Source organism: Bacillus sp. IBL03825 (genome assembly GCF_024712505.1).
GTDB lineage: Bacteria > Bacillota > Bacilli > Bacillales > Bacillaceae_G > Bacillus_A > Bacillus_A wiedmannii.
The window spans coordinates 3,647,290-3,666,000 of record NZ_JAMXKE010000001.1 but is presented as its reverse complement, the minus strand read 5'-3'; the positions used below and the strand labels follow the sequence as shown (position 1 = coordinate 3,666,000).

The following is an 18,711-nucleotide window of genomic DNA, read 5'->3' as shown; positions in this document are numbered from 1 at the left end:
CTGTCGATTTCGACAGCTTTTTTCGTGTGAAAGTAATAATATATTTCATTAGAAAAAAGAATGAAAAAATTTATAAAAAATCATGTAAGAAAAGCTAACATCTATTGACACTAAACATAACATGGTATAAAATGAGAAGCAGTTAAGGCGAAGGAGGAACTAAAACAATGAAAGAAGATAGACGTTCTGCCCCGCTGTTTCCTATTGGTATTGTTATGGATTTAACACAATTATCTGCACGTCAAATTCGCTACTATGAAGAGCATAATCTTGTTTCTCCAACCCGTACAAAGGGGAATCGTAGATTATTTTCATTTAACGATGTAGATAAGTTGTTAGAGATTAAAGATTTATTAGATCAAGGCTTGAATATGGCTGGTATTAAACAAGTGTTACTAATGAAAGTAAATCAAACAGAAACAGTGAAAGTAAAAGAAGAAACGAAAGAAATTTCAAAAACTGAGCTTCGCAAAATACTTCGAGATGAACTACAACATACAGGTAGGTTTAATCGGACTTCATTGCGACAAGGTGACATTTCAAGGTTTTTTCACTAAAGATAACTGATTCTGAAGGTGTTTAGAGGGACTAAGGAGGAATTTATAATGGCTAGGTACACAAGAGAAGATATTTTCCGTTTGGCGAAAGAAGAGAATGTAAAGTATATCCGCTTACAATTTACGGACCTTTTAGGAGTAATTAAAAACGTAGAAATTCCAGTGAGCCAATTAACAAAAGCTCTTGATAACAAAATGATGTTTGATGGATCTTCTATTGAAGGTTTCGTACGTATTGAAGAATCTGATATGTACTTATTCCCGGATTTAGATACTTGGGTAATTTTCCCTTGGACAGCTGAAAAAGGCAAAGTAGCTCGATTAATCTGTGATATTTACAATGCAGATGGCACTCCATTTGATGGCGATCCACGTAACAACTTAAAGCGTGTATTAAAAGAAATGGAAGCATTAGGATTCTCAGATTTCAATCTTGGACCAGAGCCAGAATTCTTCCTATTTAAAGTAGATGAAAAAGGAAATCCAACATTAGAATTAAACGATAACGGTGGATACTTCGACCTTGCGCCGATGGATCTAGGGGAAAACTGTCGTCGTGATATCGTTCTTGAACTTGAAGAAATGGGCTTTGAAATTGAAGCGTCTCACCATGAGGTTGCTCCAGGACAACACGAAATTGACTTTAAATATGCAAATGCAATTCGTTCATGTGATGACATTCAAACATTCAAACTTGTTGTAAAAACAATTGCTCGTAAACACGGTTTACACGCAACATTTATGCCAAAACCATTATATGGTGTGAACGGTTCAGGTATGCACTGTAACTTATCACTATTCAAAAATGGTGAGAACGTATTCTTCGATCAAAACGGTGACTTACAATTAAGTGATGATGCTCGTCACTTCATCGCAGGTATTTTAAAACACGCACCAGCATTTACAGCGGTAGCAAACCCAACTGTAAACTCTTACAAGCGTTTAGTACCTGGATACGAAGCTCCTTGTTACGTAGCATGGTCTGCACAAAATCGTAGCCCGTTAGTACGTATCCCTGCATCTCGTGGAATTAGCACACGCGTAGAAGTACGTAGTGTTGACCCAGCTGCAAACCCATATTTAGTAATGGCTACATTATTAGCAGCAGGTCTTGATGGAATTAAAAACAAATTAACTCCACCAGCTGCAGTAGACCGTAACATCTATGTAATGACAAAAGAAGAGCGCGAAGAAGCAGGCATCGTTGACTTACCAGCAACATTAGCGCAAGCATTAATTACATTGCAATCGAATGAAGTAGTATGTGGTGCACTAGGTGACCATTTACTTGAGCACTTCATCGAAGCGAAAGAGATTGAGTGGGACATCTTCCGCACACAAGTTCACCAATGGGAACGCGATCAATATATGTCTCTATACTAAGTGGCTCAAACCCTTGACACATAACGTGTTGAGGGTTTTTTTATTTTGTGGGTAAAACACTTTTATTTGAAAGAAGAGTAATTCACCCACAAAACACCCACAAAAAAATCAAAGTTACCCCAATACATTATTCATATAAGCTTCAAACCCCGAAATAGAATCCTTAATGCAGGGTAAGAATCTTGCTATGAGTTTCCTATTTACAGGTAGAGTTACTGCATGGGGTACAACGAATAAATGGGCTGGTTTCGAAGTGAAGATTACTTTTACAGACAATACATTTCATTATCCAAGTTGCCGCGTAGAAAACCATTTAACCCTAGGTAAACAATATAACCAGGAAAGGTTCACAGCAAGTGCAGTAGTAATGGATAAGCCTATTAAGGAGATTTCAGTTTACGCTTTAGCACGTGATTTTACGGGGGAAGTGTTAATTGAAAAGCTTAAATTAGAAATTGGCACAATATCAACTGCATGGACACCAGCACCAGAAGACCAAGTATCCACAACTGATTTCACTAAAACAACAGTAGAAATCGAGACTACTATTAAAGGAATAAATACTTCTGTATCAAATGTACAAAACGAACAGGGAAAGCTTACAGAACGTGTAACGAAATCTGAGCAAATGGCTAACAGTTTTAAACAATCCATAGAATCGTTAACTAAAAAAGATACTGATATTAGTAATAAATTAAATACGGTTGAATCAAATGTAGAAGGTACAAAAAAGACAATTTCCGATGTGCAGCAAACGACGAATGATTTAAGGAAAACAACAACTGAAATTAAAGAGCAAGCGGGTAAAATCAGTGAAAAGTTAACAAGTGTTGAGTAGAAGTATGACGGCATGAAAATTGGTGGTCAAAACTTTTATAAACAAAAATCCTTTGGTGCAACTGGTGGAGCAACCATAAAGCATGGTGATGGTAATAAATGGTAGTAAATAACGATCCCTGCTGGGGCAAGTGGTAGTTGGAAAGGCATTCTATATACTAATAAAAATGTCATGTTACTTGTGGGCAGAACATAAACAATCAGCTATGAAATTTACACTAACGAAGTTATTCCGACGGCAATTGATATTAACAACTTTGGTGTTACTACTGCTACAGGAACAAATGACAATGATGTTGTAGCAAAACGAATTATGCGTACTCCTAAAACAATAACAGGTCAGTGGGTTAAGGTGTCCGCTACATTTACAATGCCCGACAATATCATACAAGATTTCTATGATAATTCAGTGCTTGGTGTTGGTCTTGGAGCCATCAATGAGATTCGCGATGCAGGTTTTACTCAAGGGAACAAGTACTGGGGGTGGTCGAATGGGCACGCTATAGACCCAAACCTAAAGTATAAAGGATACAACTCGTTTTCTATGCACACTACGGGACAAGATCAGGATAGATGGTGGGGTGCTTTTGGACAGTTTATAGATTGTTCTCCTTCAGAAGACATTGTTATTTCGGCTTACTTTAACACTGATGGGAAAGTGCCTATTGATAATGGTGTGTATATCGAGATGGAGTTTTGGTAATCAAATAAAGCAACCAGAATTTCAACTGCTAGAGAAAGGGTTCAAATCATTAACAATACTTGGATTAGATCTACTTGTACAGCTAAAGCTCCAGCAGGAACTGGGTTTGTAAGATTTCGACCATACATAAAAAGAAATGGTAGAGCTTGGTTTCGCATGCCTATGTTACAGCGTGGGAAAGTAGCTACAGAATTTTGGTTACATCCGAAAGACCAAACTGATGCTGACAAAATGCTAGAAGATATAGCTAATAGAGTAGCAACTGAGCAATACAATCACAAGATGACTCAAATCGATAACCGTTTTAGTGTTAATGAGAAAGGTATTGATTTAGCAGCAAAAAAGACAGAGGTTTATACACAAACTTAATCTAATGATAAATTTGCTACGAATGCTTTTGTAAGGAATATGGAAGGACGTATTCAAGTTACTGAGAAAAATATTCTAAGTACAGTAAAAAAAGGTGAAATCATTTCATCTATCAATCAAACGGCAGAAAAGATTAATATTTCAGCTGATCTAATAGATTTGGTGGGTAGGGTGGAAGCATCTTGGTTAAAAGCTGGATTACTCCAAGGTATGACTATCAAAACAAGTGCTACAAAAGAATACCTCCATATGGAAAATCAGGTTCTTCGTTTTGTAAACCAAGGATCTGCCAAAGTTGTGATGGGATTTGAAGATGAGAGAAAAAGTACAACACGTAACCCATATATAATTCTTGGTGAAGGTGATGGGACTGGTAGGAACCTTGGAAGTATCTACAAAGATGGAAATGGCGTTTACTATCGCTATGTAGATTACAATGGCGCTGAGAGTAATATTCGTCTAACGAATGCAGGTAATATCGGTATAACAGCTCAAGAGGGAATTTGGTTTACAGCCAAGAGAGTTAACTTCACGTCACCAATTTCAACATCGGGTATATTATTCAACTCATTTGGAAAGATTTCTTTGTCTCAACAAGGGGTTCTATGGATGAGGAATGGTTATAGAGGGTTTGGAGCTTACTACCACGATGGAAAAGCATGGAACTTTATAAGTAGCTCACAATGATGAAAGGAGAAAATGAAATGAGTCAATTTTTAGGTATTTTAGGAACAGTTGGTGAAGATGGGACAATCAAAATCCCATTGGATATGTTGCAAACAGCAGGTATTAAACCAAATACAAAAGTGGAATTATTCTCTGATACTTCTAATCTGTTCGTTAGAACTGAAGAAAGGTTTTGTGATATTTGTGGTGTGAATACAAATACAACAAGAATCGGTAATCAGGAAATTTGCAAAGATTGCTTAGACAGAATTACACAAGCTTCACAGGAAAAACAAAATGTACCTACTGAATAGAGAAGTAGCAAATCGCAACTGAAAGGAGTATGACTATAAAAATGAATAAATAGGAAACCAGAGCAGCCATAAGTTGGTCTTTTTTATTGTCTAAAAGGGGAGATAACAAAATGACGAATCAAATCCAAAGTACAAGTCCAGAGGAAAATCAATTACAAAGTCAAATTATCAATCAAATCATGCCAATACTAGAGAAATTAGTTATGCAATTAGTTCAAAACCCAGCTCCAAATGAAGATGTGATGCCAGGGAACGATAATAAATTTATGGAAATCGATGATGTTGTGGATAACTTAGTAAATGCCGGAATTATTACTGCGAGCAATTTTAACGTTAATGTTGAGTTATTCAGAGGTAGTCCGATTACAGTTTCTATTATAAAAGCGGGGGATCCGGCAGCAGAGATTTCTACAGAAGTAGGTAGTGGGGTTTCTATCAAGGAACATATAGAGGCATCAGATAAACACGGAGGAACTAAATAAATAGATTTAAAGTAAAGCGTACGAAAAGTAGGCTTTTTTATTTTAAATAATTTATGAGGTTGGAAAGAGGTGGACGGTATGGATGGTTTGCAAGAGGTGAGAAGTGATGTTCAAGAAATAAAGCAAGATATTAAGGACATTCGCTTAGAGATTAAAAGTTTAGAAATGCGGACAACAGGTAACGAGAAAGACATTATCAATATCAATAAACAATTAGATAAGATTAGTGCTAATACAACTTGGATTTTACGCCTTATTGTTGGGGGGCTTATTGGAGCGGCTCTTACCTTCTTCTTGAAAGGAGGTGGTATGTAATGATTGAAATTACGGTAATGATTGGTGTTGTCGTAGGACTATCACAAATTGCAAAAACAGTTGGGATGCAAACAAAATATGTTCCGTTACTAAATTTAACGCTTGGCATAACGCTAGGCGTTTTCTTTTTGTCTCAAGATATCAAAACAAATATATTTCAAGGAATCATTATTGGACTGTCAGCAAGTGGATTATTTGACCACACAAAAATTATAAAAAAGGATGCCGATGTAAAATGAAAAAGAAGTGGAAACATATTTCGTCTATAGTTGTTGCTATGATTTTAGTATTATCAATTGGAACAAACGTATTTGCTGATAGAGTTTTAATTATTCCTGATTTACGAAAACAACCATACCGTAACGGTGTTGGTGCTTATGAAGGTGTTGTAGCTCATTCTACAGCTACCCCAGAAGCTCCAGCTATTAATATTCAAAAATATGAGTCTCGTACATGGCGTTCGGCGTTTGTTCACTACGCAGTTGATTGGGATGAAAAGATTCAAATTGCATCTACTAAATATCGTGCATGGGGTACAGGTCCGGCAGCTAATGCTAGATTTGTTCACGTTGAATTGTGTGAAACAAGTGATCCGATGAAATTCAAACGTTCTTACGAACGATATGTAGAGTTAATAGGAGAAATCTTACGTGAACGAAATATTCATCCTTCAAAAGGGTTGTGGACACATAAGGATATTACTTATAAATTAGGTGGTACAGACCATGAAGACCCACTTGATTATCTTCGTAGTCATGGTGTATCAGAGGCGAAATTCCGAGCAGACGTGTTAAAGGCTTATAACGGGAATTCTGTTACAGTGGATGCAAAACCACAGAAACCAAATGAAATAACTGGCACAGTAGAGGTGAATGGTGTTGCGTATATTGAGGGATACAATGTAAATCTTCGTTCTGGACCATCAACAGATAATAGTGTTATTCATAAACTACAAAAAGGACAGGCTTATAAAGTATGGGGCAAATTAGGAAACTGGTTAAATCTTGGTGGTAACCAATGGATTTATTATGAATCCTCATACATCCGTTACAATGGGACGGATGCTTCTACTATAACTGGTAAGAGGGTTATTTCTAAAGTGAACAATTTACGTTTCTATGAATCCGCATCTTGGCAGGATAAAGATGTTGCTGGTACTGTGGATGTAGGGTTAGGATTCACTATTGATGTTAAAGTAAATGTAAATGGATCATCACTATATAAAGTACACAACTGCAAAGGGAAAATATATTATTTAACAGCAAATGAAGCCTATGTGTATGTGAAATAGAAAATAGACCACCTGTAATAGGTGGTCTATTGTTATTTATTTACAATTAATATAATTTGAAAGGAATTGTTAATTTTCATTTAGCATAGTCTCTAATTTATCTAATTCAATAAGTAGAGGGTCGTCAAAACTTTTTACGAGACCGGTATCAGTATAGGCTCTCACTGCGCCTTTAATTCGACGAGATTCTAATCCGTCATTAGTATAATCGTTACTTTGTAGATAATTAGCTAAACGATTTAATCGTTTTAGTAAATCTTCATAGAATGGATCTTCTTTTTCTTTTTGTTTATTTTTTGTAATTTCAATTACTATCTCGATTTGACATAATAGTACATTTGTATTTTTAAACATATATATTCTCCTCCTATTTACCTGGAATTTCTCTAACTTCTTTGATCCATTCTGATGGATATCCGAATGGTAATAATACTTGGTCTTCATCACCTTTAAATATTGTTCCAGACCTAGTTGTTTGTTTTTCAGCTCGTCCTATTTGTAATATTGTACCTTCTGGGGCTTGTATTACCGCTTCATATTGTCGAGTGTTTTTCCATTCAGGTAATAACGCTAAATCTCTTTTTGCTTGAATTTTGTTTGGCGCAGGAACTGTAGTAACAAATGTTCCGTTTGGTTTAGCTTGTCCACCATATGCTCGGTAAAAATTGATATCTTCTGTTGTTTTTACTGTTCTATAATTACCATCTTTAAATGTTGCACCAAGAGTTCCAGGTAGGTTTTGCTTTTCAACCGCTATTACTTTATCCTCAATAAGAGTGGAGTATTGTGTAGCATTTCTTAGCTTTTCAGCTTTTTTAGCAGTGTTAGCAGCTTCAACTGCATTTGCAGTCATTTTTACTCCTTTTCCAACTTTGGCAATTTTTCCAACTGGTGTAAGACCAGCTACAGCCATTCCTCCAGCGAAAATTCTTTCCCAAGTGGAAAGTTTTTCTCCAGTTGATGGATCAATACCGTTCCAAGCGCGCCGAATATCATATTCCCCACTTAGTTCACCAGCTATATCTCTGGCTAATTTTTTACCATCAAATCCTGTGTCCTCTGAAGAAGGTCTACCACACATTGCGCCTTCTTCCAATGTAACATCTTGATTATCTGCATTACGGAATTTTTCAGCAATTCGTTTCAAATCTTCTTCCACTTGTATAATTGAATTGATAGATGTAAAAGCTTTTGGTCTTGCATCATTGAACATTTGAACGAACTGTTGATTAGAGGCACCAATCCATTGAAAACACAAATGATCAATTTCATTACATAAATTATTATGTATAGATTCTAATGCGATCCTGGTATTACTTGCACGATTTGCAACATCTTCTAGCATTTCAGGTGTCACGTAGAAAAAAGTAAAAGACCACCTGTAAAGGGTGGTCGAAAACCGTTCTTACTATTTATTTTTTAATGCTCTTTTTAAGAGTTCGACTATTTGCTCTAGCCATTCTATAGGGGTAAGGTTTAAAGCAGGAAAATAAATTTCGGCATTATATTTAATGAATTCTTCTTTTTCATGAACAGTTAAACCACTTTGTAGGAATGATGTAATGTCTTCAATAGTATTCTCTAAACATATATTAGTAACTTCAGTGATAAATTCGTTTATGGCGAATTCGATTGATTCAATATCTTGATGGAAAGTTCCTGCTAAAAAATCACTTAATTCTTCATATTGTATGTATTTATCTTTCATATAAACTCTCCTCTATCTTTCTGGATATCCTGTAATAATAAAACTACCATCTCTTTCTTTTTTTAAAACAATTCTTGCATTTTTTACTTCTGAGATAATTTCTGATCCTCTAGGAACATGCCTACCAGTAATATCTGTACCTTGGTATCTTAAGGGTAAGGTTGGCTTGCTGTCAGGGTTATTTAACCATCTGTTTATTTTTTCCGTATTTTGCGGGTTGCTTAAAACTTCATTTGCTATTTTTTCAGCCGTAGCTCTATCGGCAAAGGTGGACGCACCTGTTATTGTAGAATTACTTTCTAATCTTTGCAATAGTTCTTCATCTGTTTTTCCTACATGTCTTTCTATTAAATGTCCACCTCTAGCCTCGTGTGCAGCTAGGCCCCCTCCAGGGGCAAGTGAACTACTATCACCAGGTTTCACAGTAGTAGTATTTTCACCTTGAGCAAACTGGTAGGTTGAAAGTTTTTCTTCGGCTTGTCTAAAAGTAGCACTATCAAATGCAGATGTAACACCATTACCGCCTGTGAAAGCCAAATTATCGCCTTTATTAAATAATTGTCCAGCTTTTGAGATGCCTTGAGAGAATTTAGCACCTTGTGCTAGATTTGCAGCCTTACTGACCCCTTTATCTCCAAGAAGACCTAATCCAATTTGTGTTAAAGCATACGATCCCCATCTTGCACGTGTTTCTGCATCCCCATTTATCACATCTTTATTATAAGAGTCGGATAACGCATCCCACATAGCAGGTAGAGCTTTATCTAAATGGGTGACAGTGTAGCCCATGCCTTTCCAAGTTTCCCAGTCACCTAATGCTTTTATACCGTCGATTGTATCTCCAACAGCAGCTCCTGTACCGTCTACTATACCATCCCAAACTTTTCCTAAGAAAGATTTTTCAGGTGATTTACTAGGTGTAGTTTCTTTTGGAGTCGTTACATCTTCGCTATCTGCAACGCGGAATTTTTCAGCAATTCTCTTTAATTCTTCTTCGACATGCACAAGTGCATTGATAGCTGTGAATACGGATGGTCTGGCATTGTTAAACATTTGAACGAAGTTTTGATTCGATGCACCTGTCCATTGAAAACACATGTAATCAATTTGATTGCATAAATTATTATGTATGGATTCTAATGCATGCTTAGTATCATTAGCCCGTTTTGCAACTTGTTCTAATTCTTCAGGTGTAATTTTTATTTGAACCATTTTCTTCCTCACGCTCCCGATTAAAATTATGAGGCAAGAAGAAAAAAATGTGAATATAGAAAATTCGTATTACTGTATTAAGGGGTATTTAATTCGAAAATTAAGTATTGAAAAATATAGTACCTTGCAATGAATAATACTAAGTGGTATATTATGGATATAACAGGTACCGTGTATTGAATAGTACTGAAATGAGAAAGGGGGATTGACCTTGAACGTTCAGTTTAAAAAAGGCGTATTAGAACTGTGTGTTTTAGTACTTGTGAAACGTAAAGATTGTTACGGCTATGAACTTGTTCAGCAAATCTCAAATAAATTTTTAATATCGGAAGGGTCAGTGTATCCTTTATTACGTCGTTTAACGAAAGAAGGATATTTTCAAACGTATTTAAAAGAATCTACGGAAGGACCGCCTCGTAAATATTATCAACTAACGGAGCAAGGGGAAACGCAACTGAATTTGTTAGTAACAGAGTGGCGTGATTTTGCAAAAGGCGTACAAGAAATTATTGAAGGGGTGGAATGGGATGAGTAAAGAGCAGTTTCTTAAAGAATTATCAAGTCATCTTAGAAAGTTACCGGAAGAAGAGAGGAAAGATATTTTATTTGATTATGAAGAGCATTTTCAGTTTGGGGTAGAAGAAGGAAAAACTGAATCGGAAATAATAAAGGGCCTTGGTTCTCCGAAAGTAATTGCGAAAGACTTACTGGCTTTGTATCGCTTTGACGAAATGAAAAAGGACCCATCAACTACCAATATAACAAGGGCTGTTATGGCAGTGATTGGACTTAGTTTGTTTAATTTTATTATTGTGTTAGGCCCGTTAGTTGCAATTATCGCTTTTATATTTTCTTTTTGGGTCGGTGGGATTGCGAGTGTAGTGACACCATTTTTCGTTATTGCAAAAGTATTTATGGGTACCTTTATATGGCTGGATGTATTCGTTAGTATAACGTTTGTTGGAGTAGGTTTGTTGTTATGTCTTATCGCTTATTATAGTACGAAGTGGTTTAAAAAGTTATGCGTACGTTATGTAATATGGAACTTCAAAATGATAAAAGGGGAGTAGATGATGAAGAAAATATTGTTAGTAGCTATCGCTTGTATCATTATTGGAGTAATAGGGATTTCACAAACATATGAAAAAGCAGTGCAAACTGCAGAAGAAGGAAATAAAGAAGACGTAATTAAAAACGAAACACTAATAAATATAGAAGTTAAGTTAGATGCTGGGGATATTGTTGTCCAAAAATCTCCCGACTCTTCTTTTTATGTAAAGCAATCAGGAGATGTACGTAAACAAGAGGTTCTTATTACCGAAGATGGTGACACATTAAAAATTATTGGGGAAAGAGAAAAAGGTGCTTCATTTGATTTTTCCTTTTACAATTTCAAAATTCAAACGTCTACATTGACTATACTTGTGCCTGAACGTCTTTACCAAGATATAAAAGTAAATTCATCTGCAGGACAAATCGAAATGAGTGATGTGAAAAGTGATCGTGTAAGTGCTGGGACGCTCGCTGGAGAGGTAGATTTGAAGCATATCACAGCTCGGAGTGTGGAGGGATCTACAAAAGCTGGAGAGGTGAATTTAAAAAAGGTAATAGGGAAAGTGACAGCGAAAACGGCTAGCGGGGATGTATATGTTGTGGATCATGATCCGAAGTATGATGTAGAGGCAAGTTCAACTGCTGGGGATGTAGATATTACTTTATTAGAAAAACCACAAGATGCAGTTATAACTGGGCAAAGCACTGCTGGCGAAGTGATGATTTTTAATGAAGAAAATAAAAATATAACAATTGGCAATGGTAGTAAAAAGATTAGCGGTAAAACAGCTGCTGGCGATGTGACGATTGAAACTCGTTCATAAGAAATAAAATGTATGAAAATCTATCAAAATATAAAAAAGAAGATAATTACCGTATATAAATAAGGTAATTATCTTCTTTTTTTATTCTTAATGTAGATCACGATATACGCCAATTACTTTTCCGATAACTGACACTTGTTTTAAAATGATAGGTTCTAATGAAGAGTTTTCTGGTTGTAGACGGAAATGGTCTTTTTCTTTATAGAAACGTTTAACAGTTGCTTCGTTATCTTCTGTTAAAGCGACTACAATTTCACCGTTGTATGCAGACTGTTGTTGGCGAACAACAACTAAATCCCCATCGAAAATACCAGCTTCAATCATACTATCTCCGGAAATGCGTAACATAAATACTTGGTCTGCTCCAGCAACAATGCTAGCTGGAAGTGGGAAGTGATCTTCTACACTTTCAACTGCTGTAATCGGTAATCCAGCAGTAACTTTTCCGACAATTGGAACTTGAATAACAGATTGTGTTTCTGTATCCATTCGGTTGTCACCTAAAATTTCAATTGCTCGTGGTTTTGTTGGATCACGTCGAATATATCCTTTTTCTTCTAGTCGTGATAAATGTCCGTGCACTGTAGAACTAGAAGCGAGGCCGACTGCTTGACCGATTTCACGTACGGAAGGTGGATATCCTTTTTCTTGTACTTTTAGCTTAATAAAGTCGAGAATGTCTTGCTGGCGTTTCGTTAACTTTTCCATGTTTTCTAACACCTCGTTTTCTTTCATTTTTCTTATTAATAAGTATAACATGCGAAAAAACATTCTACAAACATAAGTTCGAACGAAAGACGAATTTATGATACACTATAAGGAAAATATAGTGAGAAAGAAGGGTTCAAAATGAATGCAATTATTTATGCACGTGTGAGCACAACAAAAGAAGAACAGGAAACATCATTATTGCGTCAAAAAGATGAATTATTGCATTTAGCTGAGCGCTATCAAATGAATGTTGTAAAGGTGATTGAGGAGCAGGCTAGTGGTTATACAATTGAACGTGATGGCATATTAGAAGTGCTAGATACAATTCGCGATGAACAAGTTGATGTACTTCTCATACAAGATGAAACGCGCCTTGGTAGAGGGAATGCAAAGATTGCATTAATGCACTGTTTACATAAAGAGGGAATAAAAGTATATACGCATACGCATAATGGAGAATTAGAACTTTCTGACTCTGATTCGATGGTGCTAGATATAATTGGGATTGTTGAAGAGTATCAAAGAAAAATCCACAATTTAAAAATTAAACGTGGCATGCAAAGAGCGGTAGAGAAAGGATTTCGTCCAGAGAATAATTTGAAAAATCGTCATTTAAGTATAGGACGTGAGAAAAAAGAAGTGCCAATTGAGGAAATTGTACGTTTACGCCGGAATGAATTAACTTTTGAAGAAATTGCAGCAACACTTCGTGGTTTTGGTCATGATGTTTCAAAAGCAACTGTACATCGAAGATATGTCGAATATACAAAGCAATTGCTTGATAAAGAGGACTAACTATTGTATGATAATAATCAGTTTTGAGTAAAAGGGGGATTCGAGATGCAAAGTCACGAACTCATTGAACGCATTAACTTCTTAGCGAAAAAAGCAAAAGCTGAAGGTTTAACTGAAGAAGAACAACGTGAGCGCCAATCGCTACGTGAACAATATTTAAAAGGATTTCGTCAAAATATGTTAAACGAACTTAAAGGAATTAAAGTTGTTAACGAAGAAGGTACTGATGTTACACCGGCGAAATTAAAAGCTTTAAAAAAGCAAGATAATGCAAAATTAAACTAAAAGATGGGCGAAGCCCATCTTTTTTATTTATTATATCCGCTATTTAATAACTTTCCAGTTGTTATTGACTGTTGCTTCTATCTTTTTGTGCTTCAATATATAGTTAGCGATAAGTTCAGACATATCTGTTGGTATGTCTTTTATTACGGGCTTATTTTGAAACATAAAGAAGTTCCCTCCGCCGCTTGCACGATAATTATTCATAACGACGTCATATTCTTCATTCATATGAAGTGGAGCGCCTTTATACTGTAAGGATTCTACTCTCTCGCCAATTGGTTTGGAAATGTTTAATACGTACGAAATTCCTTCCCACATATCGTAATTATAGTGTTGCGGCTTTGGTTCTATGTAGGTAGGGTTTACGATGATAGTTCCATCTGCTTTTAATATGAAATAAGAAGCAGAGAGTTCAAGGGCATCTTTTATATCCGCTCCAGTTATTCTAATTACTTTTAATGTATTTGGATAAATATAATTAGAAACGATGTCACGCATTGTTACGCGATTCGGGAAACCTGGAGATGTATTATGGAATAAGCTTGTACAAGAAATGGAAACATTAGCTATATCCATCTGTATTTTATTTATGAATTCAATAAAAGGATGGTCTTGCAAACGAGTTTGCATAGCATCTGAAATTTGCATGTCCCCATAGATTACTCCAATAGGTTGATCGAGCCAATTTTGTGTTTTTTCTTCATAATCGGCAACCAAGGAAAGAATATCTTGGTCAGCCTCAATTCCTTGTACGGGCAATAATTGTGAGTAACTCTCTTTTTTTACCCATTTTTTTTCTGTTTTTTCGAATGTTACTGTTACTTTTCCAACGGAGTGTCCATTGCATCCAGTCTGTAAAATTGTTACACCATTCATTACGGTGTGAGCGATTTCCCGGTGTTGGTGGCCTGTTAGTAAAATGTCTATGCCTTCAATTTCATGGCACATTGCATATCCTTGGTTTTCACCTGTTAAAACTTCAGTCGGTACCCCAGTTTGTAAGTCGCGTTCAAATCCCCCATGGTAGGCTACGATCAATAAATCTGGTTTCTCGTGTTCGCGAATGTAAGAAACCCATCTTTTTGTTGTCTCTAATGCATCTTCAAATTGTAAATCTTGAATGTGATGGGGTTGTTCCCAATTGGGAATGTAATGTGTTGTCACCCCTAAAATAGCAATTTTTATATTTGATTCAATATGTTTTATTATATATGGTTTCCCGAAATAAGGTTCTTTTCTGTTTTTATCTAAAATATTTGCTGATAGATACGGGAAGTTTGCAGTAGAAATAGCATTATTTAATATGTCCATTCCATAATTAAATTCATGATTCCCAATAACTGCAGCATCATAACGTAAATAGTTCGCTAATAAAGACATTGGATTTTTCTTATCTTCTTCATATGTAGCGTAATGATAAGTAAAGGGTGTTCCTTGTATGAAGTCACCGTTATCAATTAAAAGAACGTTTCTATTTTGGGAACGTTCTTTTTTTATAAGAGTAGAAATTTTGGCTAAACCAATTTCAGCTTGGGAGTTATCTTGGTAGTGAATTGGATAAACAGTGCCATGTATATCACTTGTTAAAAAAATGTTTAAAGTTACAATTTGATTTGGATTCAATATCATTCACCTTTTCTATTGTTATCTACTAATTAAGCATATCAAATATATGAAGAGAATTTTAATGAGAATGTATAGAATGTGTAAAGATTCTGTAAATAATGAATTATCCGTAAAAATGTGTGATATATTTCTTCATGTTTACGGAAGACAATTTTATAACAACAAAAATGGAGGCATTAATATGTTGAAAAAAGTTTTTGCAATGAGTACGACAGTTGTACTAGCGGCGGGATTATTAAGTGGTTGTGGAACGAAAGAATCAAGTGCAAGTAAAACTGAAGATACGAAAAAAGGTTATGTACCGAAGACTTTAAATGTTCAATTTGTTCCTTCTCAAAATGCAGATACATTAGAGGCAAAGGCAAAACCATTGGAAAAGCTACTAAGTGATAAATTAAATATTCCGGTAAAAGTTAGTATTTCAACGAATTACAATACAATTGTAGAAGCGATGGCGTCTAAGCAAGTAGATGTAGGTTTTTTACCTCCAACAGCGTATGTGCTAGCGCATGAGAAAAAGGCTGCAAACGTAATTTTACAAGCACAACGTTTTGGAGTAGATGATGGAACAGGAGCCCCTACAAAGGATTTAGTAGACTTTTATAAATCTGAGTTTGTAGTTAAGAAAGATTCAAATATTAACAGTGTAAAAGATTTAAAAGGTAAAAAAATTGGCTATCAAGATGTAACATCATCAGCAGGGTATGTATGGCCTGCGGCTGTATTGTTAAAAGAGGGAATTGATCCGCTAAAGGATGTGAAACCTGTTACACTAAAAGGTCACGATCAGTCGCTTATTGCTCTTTTAAATGGTGATGTAGATGCAGCTGTTGTATTCCAAGATGCTCGTAATATTGTGAAAAAAGATTATCCGAATATATTCGATCAAACGAAAATAGTGAAATTTACGGAAAAAATTCCAAACGATACGATTTCGGTACGTTCTGATTTAGATGCAGAGTGGAGTAAGAAATTACAGGATGCTTTCATTGAAATAGGAAAGAATGAGGAAGGTCACAAAATCATTAAAGAAGTATATTCACATGAAGGATATGTTAAATCTGATGATAGTAAATTTGATATCGTTCGTGAATATGGAAAGAAAGTAAAAACGCAATAATACATATGGAAATGGCAGCTAACTGGAAGGTGTATGTTTCCAGTTAGTTTGCCGTTTTGAATACATAGAAGGTAGGTAAGATGTGTGATAGAATTTCGAAATGTTTCCAAAATGTATCCGAATGGTACAAAAGGATTGAATAATATAAACTTGAACATTCAAAAAGGTGAGTTTGTTGTAATGGTAGGGCTGTCCGGAGCTGGAAAATCTACACTTCTCAGATCGGTAAATCGCCTTCATGAGATTACAGAAGGCGAAATTATAATTGAAGGTGAGTCTATTACTGCTGCGAAAGGAAAAGGATTACGACGCATGCGCCGGGATATTGGCATGATTTTTCAAAGTTTTAACCTTGTAAAGCGATCCACGGTATTGAAGAATGTATTGGCTGGGCGTGTTGGATATCATTCGACACTGCGTACAACGTTAGGTCTATTTCCAAAAGAAGATTTGGAGCTTGCCTTTCAATCGTTAAAAAGGGTGAATATTTTAGAAAAAGCATATGCGCGAGCTGATGAATTATCAGGAGGACAACAGCAACGCGTATCGATTGCTAGAGCGTTGGCGCAAGAAGCAAAAATCATATTGGCAGATGAACCTGTTGCGTCGTTAGATCCGCTAACAACGAAGCAAGTATTAGATGATTTGAAAAAAATTAATGAAGATTTTGGGATTACAACAATTGTAAACTTACATTCTATTGATTTAGCTAGGCAATATGCGACACGCGTTATTGGATTACATGCAGGCGAAATTGTTTTTGATGGTTCTGTAGACGAGGCAACGGATGAAAAATTTGCTGAAATTTATGGAGACGTAGCGCAGAAAAGTGAATTATTAAAGGTGGCAGTTAAATGAATGATGTGACGATATATTCAAAATCGATACCGAAGCCGCCAAGTAAGTTGAAACATATGTTAACGGTTATTCTAGTTATTTTACTGTTGTGGGGAAGTAGTATACAGGTCGACGCATCATTTTCAAAACTAGTAGTTGGTTTTCCTAATATGATGGACTTATTAAAAGAGATGGTGCCGCCAGATTGGAGTTATTTTCAAGTTATTACAACAGCGATGTTAGATACAATACGTATGGCGATTATTGGAACGACTTTAGGAGCGATTTTAGCTATTCCACTGGCACTATTTGCGGCAAGTAATGTGTTTACTAGTGCATTTTTGTACGGTCCAGCTCGATTGGTTTTAAACTTTATCCGAACGATACCAGATTTATTATTAGCGGCAATTTTCGTAGCTATTTTTGGAATAGGACCACTTCCAGGTATTTTGGCTCTTACTTTTTTCTCAATTGGGCTCGTGGCAAAATTGTTGTATGAGTCAATGGAATCAATTGATCCAGGTCCATTAGAAGCGATGACGGCAGTAGGAGCAAATAAAGTGCAATGGATCGTGTATGGGGTAATTCCGCAAGTGAAAGCACATTTTGTCTCCTATGTTCTTTATACATTTGAGGTGAACGTACGTGCAGCAGCTGTTTTAGGTTTAGTAGGAGCAGGTGGTATTGGGTTATATTATGACCGTACACTTGGATTTTTACAATATCAACAAACTGCATCTATTATTATTTATACCCTTGTTGTTGTATTGTTAATTGATTATGTAAGTACATTGTTGCGGGAGAAATTATAATGAGTAAAACGACGATAATTGTACCAAAACCGAAGAAACCGAGTGTGTATCGCTGGTTTGTTTTTATAGCACTTGCATTTGTTTATGTATGGGCTTTTTCAGGAGTCCCGCTAGAGGGAATAAAGGATACGGCAGGAGAAATTACAAAAGCAATTATGACAGGTGTATTGAGTCCAGATTGGTCGTATGTATCTTTGCCAGATGGTGAAGATTTATTACATGGTTTAATTGATACGTTGGCAATTGCGATATTAGGTACATTTATTTCTGCCTTTTTATCTATTCCATTCGCTTTTTGGGCGGCAACGAATATGAGCAGTGGAAAATTAACGTCAGGAACTGGGAAATTTGTACTTAGTTTTGTTCGTACATTTCCTGAATTAGTTATGGCCATTTTATTTATAAAAGCTGTTGGACCAGGCTCTTTTGCCGGAGTTCTAGCTTTAGGGTTACACTCTATTGGAATGTTAGGGAAATTATATTCAGAAGGAATTGAAAATATAGATAAGGGACCGACGGAAGCATTAATAGCTACAGGCGCAAATCGGTTTCAAATACTTTGGTATGCAGTATTGCCACAAGTATTACCGGATTTTCTATCATATACGTTATACAGGTTCGAAATTAATGTACGATCCGCTGCCATTTTAGGTGTTATTGGAGCAGGTGGGATTGGGACACCGTTAATTTTTGCACTGAGTTCACGCAATTGGTCTCGTGTGGGTATTATTTTATTGGGTATCATTTTAATGGTAATTATCATTGACTTTATTTCAAGTTCGATACGGAAGAAAATTGTATAATTTATTTT

General features: G+C 35.9%; 22 protein-coding genes and 1 pseudogene. 17 read left to right on the top strand and 6 right to left on the bottom strand.

Features of this window, described 5'->3' with window-relative positions:
- Positions 1-167 precede the first annotated feature (167 nt).
- The 8 genes and pseudogenes from glnR to NHG49_RS18660 all read left to right on the top strand — a co-directional run bounded on the left by glnR (position 168) and on the right by NHG49_RS18660 (position 6,917).
- Entirely contained in the window at positions 168-557 is a 390-nt protein-coding gene (gene glnR, locus NHG49_RS18695) for a transcriptional repressor GlnR (RefSeq protein WP_000656785.1), read from the top strand.
- Between the two features lie 48 nt (positions 558-605).
- Positions 606-1,940, top strand: coding sequence for a type I glutamate--ammonia ligase (gene glnA, locus NHG49_RS18690; protein WP_000135336.1), 1,335 nt, complete (start codon positions 606-608; stop codon positions 1,938-1,940).
- Between the two features lie 151 nt (positions 1,941-2,091).
- A pseudogene (locus tag NHG49_RS18685) lies at positions 2,092-4,536 on the top strand (phage tail spike protein); the annotation flags it as partial.
- A 17-nt stretch (positions 4,537-4,553) separates the two neighbouring features.
- A complete protein-coding gene (locus NHG49_RS18680; RefSeq protein ID WP_064477049.1) occupies positions 4,554-4,829 on the top strand; it encodes an AbrB/MazE/SpoVT family DNA-binding domain-containing protein in 276 nt (91 codons plus the stop codon).
- Positions 4,830-4,939: 110 nt separating this feature from the next.
- Positions 4,940-5,311, top strand: coding sequence for a hypothetical protein (locus tag NHG49_RS18675; RefSeq protein ID WP_000184446.1), 372 nt, complete (start codon positions 4,940-4,942; stop codon positions 5,309-5,311).
- Positions 5,312-5,389: 78 nt separating this feature from the next.
- Positions 5,390-5,626 (top strand): hemolysin XhlA family protein, encoded by a 237-nt coding sequence (locus NHG49_RS18670; protein ID WP_000348876.1) that lies wholly within the window; start codon positions 5,390-5,392, stop codon positions 5,624-5,626.
- Positions 5,626-5,865 carry a hypothetical protein gene (locus NHG49_RS18665; protein WP_064477038.1) on the top strand — a complete coding sequence of 80 codons (240 nt, stop codon included), beginning with the start codon at positions 5,626-5,628 and terminating at the stop codon, positions 5,863-5,865. The genes NHG49_RS18670 and NHG49_RS18665 overlap by 1 nt, the downstream gene beginning before the upstream one ends.
- The gene (locus NHG49_RS18660) at positions 5,862-6,917 is read left to right on the top strand and encodes an N-acetylmuramoyl-L-alanine amidase (protein WP_258126420.1); all 1,056 of its coding nucleotides are present in this window, start codon (positions 5,862-5,864) and stop codon (positions 6,915-6,917) included. Before NHG49_RS18665 ends, NHG49_RS18660 begins: the two co-directional genes overlap by 4 nt.
- A 69-nt stretch (positions 6,918-6,986) precedes the next feature.
- On the opposite strand, the gene NHG49_RS18655 is transcribed toward NHG49_RS18660, so the two are convergent.
- From NHG49_RS18655 to NHG49_RS18635, 4 genes are all read right to left on the bottom strand, one after another.
- A complete protein-coding gene (locus NHG49_RS18655) occupies positions 6,987-7,271 on the bottom strand; it encodes a hypothetical protein (RefSeq protein WP_064477036.1) in 285 nt (94 codons plus the stop codon).
- A gap of 13 nt (positions 7,272-7,284) precedes the next feature.
- The gene (locus NHG49_RS18650; protein WP_088047069.1) at positions 7,285-8,262 is read right to left on the bottom strand and encodes a WXG100 family type VII secretion target; all 978 of its coding nucleotides are present in this window, start codon (positions 8,260-8,262) and stop codon (positions 7,285-7,287) included.
- Positions 8,263-8,325: 63 nt separating this feature from the next.
- Complete coding sequence (locus NHG49_RS18645) at positions 8,326-8,625, bottom strand: contact-dependent growth inhibition system immunity protein (RefSeq protein WP_064477035.1); 300 nt, start codon at positions 8,623-8,625, stop codon at positions 8,326-8,328.
- 12 nt (positions 8,626-8,637) lie between these two features.
- Entirely contained in the window at positions 8,638-9,837 is a 1,200-nt protein-coding gene (locus NHG49_RS18635; RefSeq protein ID WP_064477034.1) for a WXG100 family type VII secretion target, read from the bottom strand.
- A gap of 211 nt (positions 9,838-10,048) precedes the next feature.
- On the opposite strand from NHG49_RS18635, the gene NHG49_RS18630 reads away from it, so the two are divergent.
- Genes NHG49_RS18630 through NHG49_RS18620 form a run of 3 tightly spaced genes read left to right on the top strand, consistent with a single transcriptional unit; the run spans position 10,049 to position 11,714 of the window.
- Positions 10,049-10,372, top strand: a complete 324-nt coding sequence (locus NHG49_RS18630) for a PadR family transcriptional regulator (protein ID WP_064477033.1) — start codon at positions 10,049-10,051, stop codon at positions 10,370-10,372.
- Positions 10,365-10,907 carry a DUF1700 domain-containing protein gene (locus NHG49_RS18625; protein WP_064477032.1) on the top strand — a complete coding sequence of 181 codons (543 nt, stop codon included), beginning with the start codon at positions 10,365-10,367 and terminating at the stop codon, positions 10,905-10,907. The genes NHG49_RS18630 and NHG49_RS18625 overlap by 8 nt, the downstream gene beginning before the upstream one ends.
- On the top strand, positions 10,908-11,714 hold the full coding sequence (locus NHG49_RS18620) for a DUF4097 family beta strand repeat-containing protein (protein WP_064477031.1): 807 nt from the start codon (positions 10,908-10,910) through the stop codon (positions 11,712-11,714).
- A gap of 87 nt (positions 11,715-11,801) precedes the next feature.
- Here NHG49_RS18620 and lexA read toward each other — a convergent pair whose 3' ends face one another.
- Positions 11,802-12,422: a transcriptional repressor LexA gene (gene lexA / locus NHG49_RS18615; RefSeq protein ID WP_000413737.1), complete on the bottom strand. Its 621-nt coding sequence runs from the start codon at positions 12,420-12,422 to the stop codon at positions 11,802-11,804.
- Between the two features lie 141 nt (positions 12,423-12,563).
- On the opposite strand from lexA, the gene NHG49_RS18610 reads away from it, so the two are divergent.
- Positions 12,564-13,220, top strand: coding sequence for a YneB family resolvase-like protein (locus tag NHG49_RS18610; protein WP_046956545.1), 657 nt, complete (start codon positions 12,564-12,566; stop codon positions 13,218-13,220).
- Between the two features lie 45 nt (positions 13,221-13,265).
- Positions 13,266-13,505: a DUF896 domain-containing protein gene (locus NHG49_RS18605; protein ID WP_001190582.1), complete on the top strand. Its 240-nt coding sequence runs from the start codon at positions 13,266-13,268 to the stop codon at positions 13,503-13,505.
- Between the two features lie 39 nt (positions 13,506-13,544).
- Here the strand turns inward: NHG49_RS18605 and NHG49_RS18600 are convergent, their stop codons facing one another.
- Complete coding sequence (locus NHG49_RS18600) at positions 13,545-15,128, bottom strand: bifunctional metallophosphatase/5'-nucleotidase (RefSeq protein WP_088047008.1); 1,584 nt, start codon at positions 15,126-15,128, stop codon at positions 13,545-13,547.
- A gap of 184 nt (positions 15,129-15,312) precedes the next feature.
- Between NHG49_RS18600 and NHG49_RS18595 the strand changes: the two genes are divergently transcribed.
- The 4 genes from NHG49_RS18595 (at position 15,313) to phnE (NHG49_RS18580) (ending at position 18,703) form a co-directional block, all read left to right on the top strand.
- A complete protein-coding gene (locus tag NHG49_RS18595) occupies positions 15,313-16,251 on the top strand; it encodes a phosphate/phosphite/phosphonate ABC transporter substrate-binding protein (protein WP_064477029.1) in 939 nt (312 codons plus the stop codon).
- A gap of 84 nt (positions 16,252-16,335) precedes the next feature.
- Positions 16,336-17,109, top strand: a complete 774-nt coding sequence (phnC, locus tag NHG49_RS18590; RefSeq protein WP_088047009.1) for a phosphonate ABC transporter ATP-binding protein — start codon at positions 16,336-16,338, stop codon at positions 17,107-17,109.
- Positions 17,106-17,900, top strand: coding sequence for a phosphonate ABC transporter, permease protein PhnE (phnE, locus tag NHG49_RS18585; protein ID WP_064477027.1), 795 nt, complete (start codon positions 17,106-17,108; stop codon positions 17,898-17,900). The genes phnC and phnE (NHG49_RS18585) overlap by 4 nt, the downstream gene beginning before the upstream one ends.
- Positions 17,900-18,703, top strand: a complete 804-nt coding sequence (gene phnE, locus NHG49_RS18580) for a phosphonate ABC transporter, permease protein PhnE (RefSeq protein ID WP_064477026.1) — start codon at positions 17,900-17,902, stop codon at positions 18,701-18,703. Before phnE (NHG49_RS18585) ends, phnE (NHG49_RS18580) begins: the two co-directional genes overlap by 1 nt.
- Positions 18,704-18,711: the final 8 nt, after the last annotated feature.